Below are 1512 nucleotides of genomic sequence, written 5' to 3' on the forward strand. Positions count from 1 at the left end.
CCGGAGCACGCCAAGGGCATGGACACCGAGACGCTGCGCCGGCACTTCCTGGCGCAGGGGCTGTTCGCGGAAGGGCAGATCCGGCTGGTCTATACGCATTACGACCGCTTCGTCGTGGGCGGCGCGGTGCCTGACGGGGCCGCACTGACGCTGGACGCCGTCGACGAGACGAAGACCCCCAGCTTCCTCGACCGGCGCGAAATGGGCATCGTCAACATCGGCGGGCCGGGCCGGGTCGAGGCCGCGGGCCAGGGCTGGGACATGGCGCCGGGCGACGTGCTCTACCTGGGCGCGGGATCGGGGGCGGTGACCTTCTCGGGGCAGGGGCGGTTCTACATCACCTCGGCCCCCGCGCACCGTCAGCTGCCCTGCCGCCTGGTCACGGTGGCCGACGCCAAAGAGGTCAGGATGGGCGCGGTCGAGACCTCGAACAAGCGCACCATCAAGCAGTTCATCCACCCGCTGGTGATGGAGAGCTGCCAGCTGGTGCTGGGCTATACCACGCTGGAGGACGGGTCGGTCTGGAACACCATCCCCAGCCACGTCCACGACCGGCGGATGGAGGCCTATCTCTATCACGGGATGGAGCCGCAGTCGCGCGTCCTGCACCTGATGGGAGAGCCGCAGGAAACCCGCCACATCTTCGTCGCCAACGAAGAGGCCGTGCTGTCGCCCACCTGGTCGATCCATTCGGGTGCCGGGATCGGCAGCTATACCTTCATCTGGGCGATGGCCGGCGACAATGTCGACTACACCGACATGGACTTCATCCAGCCGGAGGACATGCGTTGAGCCCCTTCTCGCTCAACGGCCGCACCGCGCTGGTCACCGGCGCCAATACCGGCATCGGCCAGGCCATCGCGGTGGCCATGGCCCAGGCCGGGGCCGAGGTGATCGCCAGCGGCCGCCGCGACTGCGACGAGACGCTGGCGCTGATGGGGTCCGGGCGCAGCATGCGCCTCGACTTCGCCGACCCGATGGCCGCGCGCGACGTCTTCGCCTCGGAACGGATCGACATCCTGGTGAACAACGCCGGCATCATCCGCCGCGACGATGCGGTGGATTTCTCCGAAGCCGACTGGGACGCGGTGATGGACACGAACCTCAAGGCGCTGTTCTTCACCTGCCAGGCCTTCGCCCGCGCCGCCCTGCCGCGCGGCATGGGCAAGATCGTCAACATCGCGTCGCTGCTGTCCTTCCAGGGCGGCATCCGCGTGCCCTCCTATACCGCCAGCAAGCATGGCGTGGCCGGGCTGACGAAGCTGATGGCGAACGAATGGGCCGCAAGCGGCCTGAACGTCAACGCCATCGCGCCGGGCTATATCGAGACGAACAACACCGAGGCCCTGCGCGCCGACCCCGACCGGTCGAAGGCGATCCTCGACCGCATCCCCGCCGGCCGGTGGGGCCGCCCCGAGGACATCGCCCAGACCGCCGTCTTCCTCGCCGCCCCCGCATCCGACTATGTCAACGGCGCAATCATCAACGTCGATGGAGGCTGGCTTGCAAGAT

Annotated in this window: 2 protein-coding genes; both read left to right on the plus strand. The window is 68.3% G+C overall.

Annotated elements, in window-relative coordinates; all coding sequences use genetic code 11:
• Positions 1-792 (plus strand): 5-dehydro-4-deoxy-D-glucuronate isomerase (gene kduI / locus OC184_RS20100; RefSeq protein ID WP_322630236.1); only part of this gene is annotated, 792 nt, incomplete at its 5' end.
• On the plus strand, positions 789-1512 hold a 724-nt coding region (gene kduD, locus OC184_RS20105; protein ID WP_265508944.1), incomplete at its 3' end, for a 2-dehydro-3-deoxy-D-gluconate 5-dehydrogenase KduD. The genes kduI and kduD, both read left to right, overlap by 4 nt.

Source organism: Paracoccus rhizosphaerae, from assembly GCF_026162645.1.
Lineage (GTDB): Bacteria > Pseudomonadota > Alphaproteobacteria > Rhodobacterales > Rhodobacteraceae > Paracoccus > Paracoccus rhizosphaerae.